Origin of the sequence: Xenorhabdus sp. SGI240 (assembly GCF_040081915.1) — a bacterium.
GTDB lineage: Bacteria > Pseudomonadota > Gammaproteobacteria > Enterobacterales > Enterobacteriaceae > Xenorhabdus > Xenorhabdus bakwenae.
In genome coordinates this window covers 1-7,091 of the sequence record NZ_JBEBMB010000086.1, presented here as the reverse complement: position 1 = coordinate 7,091, position 7,091 = coordinate 1, and the positions used below count along the sequence as shown (strand labels likewise).

Genomic DNA, 7,091 nt, shown 5'->3' with positions numbered 1-7,091 from the left:
TTTTCAATACACGGGCGGTGTTGTAGTGGCATGACAATAACGACAACAAACATCAATCTTAGCCATATTTCACCACTAAAAAGCACGAAGTTTATCACAGCAACTAATTATTTAATACATGACCGCTTAACAATATGGATAAACTATAAATGGCATAAATTTTATGTGTGTTATTTAAAATCTTTAGTCGTTGCAAACATCTAAATAAATACCTTTACTCTAAAATAATAAAAATAGTTTCAATAAATAAAGGGGAATAAAATAAGGCCTTGACTAAACAAACAAGGCCTTATTAAGGATGGGGAGACTAAACTATCTCTTTGTATTTCCAAGCCACTATTCTTTGACAAAATGGCAGCTTGCGATTTATTTCAGGTATAAATTAAACCTTATTCTGGCGCCACCATTCCGCCAGCATAATACCTGTTGCAACAGAAACATTCAGACTTTCTACCCGACCCGTTCCACCAATAGAAAGACGAATGTCACCATCTTCCCAAATGCTGTCACTTAGTCCGTCACTTTCCTGACCCAATACCAAGACTATTTTTTCTGGCAATGTTGCTTGTGCCAGTGTTGTGCTACCTTTATGACTTGATGTGGTCACAATTGTATAGCCTTGGTTACGGAATTGATTTAGCGTAGCCGTGAATCCATCCGCATCAATGCCTTTGATGTGTTCAGCACCGCCTTCTGCTGTCCGAACAGCTGCACCTGATTCCAACAGCGCTGTATCCTGTAAAATCACACCCTGTACGCCAAAATGCGCACAACTGCGCATAATTGCGCCAAGATTATGTGGATTACCTACGTTTTCCAATGCCAACACACAATCTTTAGCGGGTGCCTGCTGCAAATAGGTTTCCACATCCAAACCATTGCGTTTCTTAATCAGGAAACATACGCCACCGTGGTGCTCTGTACCTGATGCTTTAGATAGCTCTTCGTCGTCAACTACATGGTAAGCTTTGCGATTTGCCGCCATCCACTTCAATGCATCACGAAAACGCGGCGTGACCGATTGAACAAACCAGGCCCGAACAATCGCATCAGGACGGTTCTGGAACATTGCCTGACAAGCATTTTCCCCATAGATACGAGTTTCTTCCAAACGCTGACGACGAAGCTGTTCAGGATCAATGTTGCTTTTGCCGCTAATGCCCTGGTGCTCTGGACTAAGAGATTCACCCTCTGGACGGGAGATAGTCTTCCACGGAGAACTCTCTCCTGAGCGCACTGGGCGTTCACTGCCACGACGACGGTCACCCTGATCACGCCCTTTACCAAACGGACGGTTATCACTCTTACGGCTGTCACTGTTTTTACGACGATCGCCGCCTTTACGGTTATCGTTATTGTCCTCATTATTGCGAACATACATTACTTTGACTTTGCCGTTCTTACCACTATAGGAATCGTTCATTTATTTCTCCAACTGCGTTATGGCGCGAAGATTACCCGATGTACGCGCCCGAAGCTACCTCTGGTAACAACAATCCATTAAAATATCCGCTAATTTTTTACTGATTTTATCCACGAAGATGTCTGAGTTCTTAAATGAGAAATAACAACGCCGTTTATCAGCTTCGCCAACGCCGCCTTGCCCGTTCTACCCGCCCTTTTCTGGCAAGAGGATGCCGGGTGCCGCGTTGCCTGCATTGTTTATTACCCCAAAAAAAATGTCTGTGTGAGATGATTTCACCTGCAAATGCGCAAAGCCGTTTCTGTCTCATCATGTTCGATACTGAGCCGATGAAACCCAGTAATACAGGAAAGTTGATTGCAGATATTCTGCCTGATACATGCGCTTTTCTTTGGTCCAGAACCGAACCTGATCAACAACTGCTCGACGTCGTGCGTGATCCTACCCGACAACCCTATCTGATCTTCCCAGACAGTTATGCTACACCTCCTCGTACGGTGTATCAGAAGATCCCAGCTAACCCAAAACCACCGCTGTTCATTATATTGGATGGCACCTGGCCTGAAGCAAGAAAAATGTTTCGTAAAAGCCCATATTTGGATGATATTCCCCTATTATCTATGAATAATATTGCCAAAATGGACTATTTACTTCGGATCCCCTCCAGAACAGAACAACATTGTACTGCCGAAGTTGCGGCTGCGGCATTAGAATTAGCTGGGGATATTGAAGCGGCACAATCATTATTGAATCATTTTAATCACTTTCGTGAACAATATTTGGCAGGAAAATCTAATCATCTGTAGGAATAACTCACAGTAATGCTTGACAAGCCGCGCTAAAGTCACTGAGGGTGGCTAAAGTTTATTCATGGTAATTGTTTAATCAACAGTGATTGTTTATTAATGTGATAACTGATAAGGAACTCCAGAAATGAGCCAACGCGGACTTGAAGCATTATTACGCCCTAAATCTATCGCCATTATTGGTGCTTCTGAAAAGCCAGAAAAAGCCAGTTCAGTGTTGATGAGAAATTTGTTAATGGGTGGGTTTACAGGACCTATTCTCCCCGTAACACCACACAAATATGCCGTTCTGGGTGTGTTAGCCTATCCTTCTATCGATAAATTACCATTAACGCCTGACCTTGCTGTGATCTGTACTCATCACAGCCGTAATTTGTCTTTACTAGAGCAACTGGCCCAACACGGATGCAAAACTGTCATTATTTTATCCTCTCCGCCATCACAATTTACTGAATTAAAACAGTACAGCCAAAAACATCATCTTCGAATTCTGGGACCAAATAGCCTGGGCATCTTAGCACCCTGGAGCGGGCTAAATGCCAGTTTTTCCCCGATCCCTATCCTTAAAGGTAAATTGGCTTTTATTTCACAATCAGCAGCAATATCCAACACAATTCTGGACTGGGCCAACCATCGTAATATTGGTTTTTCGTATTTTATTGCCTTGGGTGACAGTGTTGATATTGATATTGATGACCTGCTCGATTTTTTAGCAAGAGACAGTAAAACCAGTGCCATTTTGTTACATCTCGAACATATCAGCGATGCCCGCCGTTTTCTTTCTGCTTCCCGAAGCGCTTCACGCAATAAACCGATTCTGGTTGTGAAAAGCAGTCGTACCCGGCAAGTTCAGAAGTTGCTGGGAGAACAACAAAATTTTGATGCTGCTTATGACGCAGCCATTCAACGTGCCGGATTACTGCGTGTACAAGATACACATGAAATGTTCTCCGCAGTGGAAACATTGAGTTTTATGCGGCCATTGCGCGGAGAACGTTTATTAATCGTCAGTAATGGGGCCGCACCAGCGGCAATGGCACTGGATGAATTATTTAGGAGAACTGGCAAGCTCGCTATATTAGGTGAGGAAACGATCAATGGATTGTCTGGCATACTTCCAGACACGCTGCTTTTACGTAATCCATTGGATATCGGCGATGACTCCTCCACCGAACGATATATTGCTGCACTCAGGTTACTTTTGGATAATCATGATTATGATGCCTTACTGTTAATCCACTCTCCCAGCGCCATATCCCACAGCCAAACTACAGCGGTTCGGGTTATACAAACCATTAAAGAGCATCCTCGTGGAAAATGGCTCACTATTTTCACTAATTGGTGCGGAGAATATTCTTCATTGGAAGCCCGACGTCTGTTCAGTGAGGCAGGTATCCCAACTTATCGGACGCCAGAAGGTGCCATTACTGCCTTTATGCATATGGTGGAATATCAGCGAAATCAAAAACAACTGAAAGAAACGCCATCCTTACCCATTGGTATTACATCGAATACGGCTCGAGCCCATGAGTGTATACAGAAGGCCCTTGATAATGGGAATGTCCGACTGGATACCCATGAGGTACAACCTATTCTTGATGCTTACGGTTTAAATACTTTACCAACCTGGATCGCTCATACCAGCGATAATGCGGTTAAGATTGCAGAAAAAATTGGCTATCCCGTAGCATTAAAACTCCGCTCCCCTGATATTCCACATAAATCAGAGGTTCAGGGAGTGATGCTTTATTTACGCAATGCTGATGAAGTTAAAGCCGCAACACAAGCGATTATTGAACGTGTCAAACAAAACTTCCCACACGCCAGGATCCATGGATTATTAGTACAGAGCATGGCTAATCGGGCTGGCACACAAGAACTGAGAATTGCTATTGAGCAAGACGAGATATTTGGTCCCTTAATCATGCTAGGCGAGGGAGATATTGATTGGGTACATGAAACACAGGCGGCTGTCGCTCTTCCTCCCCTTAATATGGCATTGGCCCGATATCTGGTGATTCAGGCAATTAAGGGGGGCAAAATAAAATCTGGCGGTTCACTTTTGCCACTGGATATTCTTGCCCTCAGCCAGTTATTGGTCAGAGTATCGAATCTTCTGATCGATTGTCCTCAAATTACTCGTATGAATATCCATCCACTGCTTGCATCAGGTAATGAGTTCACTCTATTAGATGTGACAATGGAGTTGATGCCAGTAACAGGCGATCCCCGCAATAGACTAGCTATCCGGCCTTATCCTAATGAACTGGAAGAAACTATCTACATCAAAGATAGTTTTGAATGTTTGCTACGACCAATCCTGCCGGAAGATGAGCCTTTGCTGAAAGAATTTATCGGCCAAGTAACAAAGGAAGATCTTTATTATCGCTATTTCAGTGAAATTAACGAGTTTACTCATGATGATCTTGCAAACATGACCCAAATTGATTACGACCGTGAAATGGCATTCGTCGCGATCCGCTATCCAGCAACAACACCTGAAATTATTGGTGTCGCTCGTGCTATGGCAGATCCCGATAATATCGAAGCTGAATTTGCGATATTAGTCCGATCAGATCTAAAGGGGATTACGTTAGGCTATCAACTTATGACTAAACTGATTAACTATACAAGAGAACATGGTATTCAGGCACTAACAGCCATCACTATGCCTGAAAACCGTAACATGATCCAACTTGCGAAAAAACTTGGGTTTGCCATTGATATACAGTTAGAAGATGGCATTGTTAATCTTACATTGACACTCTAGCAAAATATAAATTCAACATACATCTCGTGATGAGTAATAAAAAATGCTCACTCCGTGATAGATCGCACAGTCTTAAAGCAATCAGCTCAAGACCGTTAATTCATACTCACAATAGACCAAACTAATGGTATCATCGCCAGATCATTTTGATTCATACACCTTATGATGGTATTAACGCCATCTAGACTAAGAGAAAAACGCACTGTGATGTTGTCCAAATTTAAACAAGCAAAACACCAACAACACCTTGCACAACTGCCTAAGCTACCACAATCAGTTGCTGATATTGTGACACTTTATGAATCTAAAGTGTTTCGCAGCACCTTATTGGAGCATATAGCAAATGCCCAAAAGCATATTTATATCGCCGCGTTATATTTAGAAAACGATGATGCAGGACAGGATATTTTGACTGCATTATATGTCGCTAAACAAAAACGCCCTGAGTTAGACATAAAAATCCTGGTTGATTGGCATCGTGCTCAACGTGGCCGCATTGGTGTAGAAGCTGCGGCAACAAATGCAGACTGGTACTGCTCCATGGCTGAAAGCTACCCTGATGTCAGCATCTCCATCCTGGGTGTCCCAGTGAATACACGCGAAGCACTGGGAGTTTTGCATCTGAAAGGCTTTATCTTTGATGATACGGTTATTTACAGTGGGGCCAGTATTAATGATGTCTATCTGCACCACCATGAAAAATACCGTTACGATCGTTATCATTTGCTGCATAATGCAAAACTTGCCTCAGTCATGAAGCAATTTATTGATGATAGTATTATTAGCGCTGAAGCCGTAAAAAATTTGGCCTGCCACAATCGTCCTCGTAGCCTTGAAATTAAAAATTTGATCCGTCAATTTCGTGCTTCATTGAAGAATGCCGAGTATCACGTTGAAAATCAAGCATCCAATGAAGAATTGGCGGTAACTCCCCTTGTGGGATTGGGCAAAAAAAATCTGCTGAACAAAACAATTTGTCATCTCATGTCTTGCACTGAAAACAAGCTGGTTATTTGTACACCTTACTTCAATTTACCCGCAGTATTGGTACGTGCAATATCCCGGCTACTCCGCCAAGGAAAGCAAGTTGAGATCATCATTGGAGATAAAACAGCTAATGATTTTTATATTCCACCAGAAGAACCATTTAAGATCATTGGTGCATTGCCTTATCTGTATGAAATTAACTTACGCCGATTCACTAGTCGGCTGCAAAAGTTTATCGATAGCCAGCAATTAACTATCCGGTTATGGAAGGATCAAGACAATACTTATCACTTAAAAGGGATCTGGGTTGATAATAAATGGCAATTAATTACGGGTAATAATCTTAATCCTCGGGCATGGGGATTGGATCTGGAAAATGCCATTCTTATTCATGATCCTCACCAAGAGATGCAAGAACAACGTGCAATGGAGTTGGATTGCATCCGTACTCATACAAAAATTATCCACAATTATCAGGAGCTGGAAAATATCCAGATCTATCCTGTTAAGGTACGCAAACTGATACGACGCTTGCGCCGTATTCGGGTAGACCGATTAATTAGCAGGATATTGTAGAATAGATAAATAATTATCGTTTTTTTGAATCCCCCCTCGCTATTGGCAGGGGGGATTTTTGTACCTTATTTATCAAACCGCTATGATTTAAAAAAATAAATTATGGCGTAAATGACGATGAAAAAAAACATCATCACTCTGATACGAAATATATTAATAATTTCTCCTATCCTATTGAATACTTCCTGCTCCAATATTCGTCAGGCAAATGACAACTGGACAGGAAAAGATAAAGCGCAACATTTCTTATTTTCTGCAATTGTCGCTGCTGCGGGCAATGCTTATGCTGATCGTCAACATTGGAGGCACCGTGGAAGTGCACAATTTGGTGTATTACTATCCGTTAGTATTGGTGCAGTAAAAGAGATTTATGATAGCCGCCCATCAGGAACAGGCTGGAGTTGGCATGATATTGCTTATGATATAGCTGGAGCGATAGCAGGTTATAGTTTATATCAGTCCGTGAAGTGATTTTTAACCTTCTATTTTTCTTTTTCTAATAGCCTCCAAACGCAAAAAAGCCATCCGG

5 protein-coding genes are annotated in these 7,091 nt (G+C 42.1%); 4 read left to right on the top strand and 1 reads right to left on the bottom strand.

The features are described from left to right. Window positions 1–382 precede the first annotated feature (382 nt). Window positions 383–1,423 (bottom strand): tRNA/rRNA methyltransferase, encoded by a 1,041-nt coding sequence (locus tag ABLA76_RS15490; RefSeq protein WP_047771406.1) that lies wholly within the window; start codon window positions 1,421–1,423, stop codon window positions 383–385. 134 nt (window positions 1,424–1,557) lie between these two features. On the opposite strand from ABLA76_RS15490, the gene ABLA76_RS15485 reads away from it, so the two are divergent. The 4 genes from ABLA76_RS15485 (at window position 1,558) to ABLA76_RS15470 (ending at window position 7,033) form a co-directional block, all read left to right on the top strand. After that, window positions 1,558–2,229: a tRNA-uridine aminocarboxypropyltransferase gene (locus ABLA76_RS15485; RefSeq protein WP_348988604.1), complete on the top strand. Its 672-nt coding sequence runs from the start codon at window positions 1,558–1,560 to the stop codon at window positions 2,227–2,229. Window positions 2,230–2,356: 127 nt separating this feature from the next. Next, window positions 2,357–4,999 carry a bifunctional acetate--CoA ligase family protein/GNAT family N-acetyltransferase gene (locus ABLA76_RS15480; protein WP_348988603.1) on the top strand — a complete coding sequence of 881 codons (2,643 nt, stop codon included), beginning with the start codon at window positions 2,357–2,359 and terminating at the stop codon, window positions 4,997–4,999. Window positions 5,000–5,203: 204 nt separating this feature from the next. Further along, window positions 5,204–6,562: a CDP-diacylglycerol--serine O-phosphatidyltransferase gene (gene pssA, locus ABLA76_RS15475; RefSeq protein ID WP_348988602.1), complete on the top strand. Its 1,359-nt coding sequence runs from the start codon at window positions 5,204–5,206 to the stop codon at window positions 6,560–6,562. A gap of 111 nt (window positions 6,563–6,673) precedes the next feature. Next, window positions 6,674–7,033 (top strand): YfiM family lipoprotein, encoded by a 360-nt coding sequence (locus ABLA76_RS15470; protein WP_348988601.1) that lies wholly within the window; start codon window positions 6,674–6,676, stop codon window positions 7,031–7,033. Window positions 7,034–7,091 lie beyond the last annotated feature (58 nt).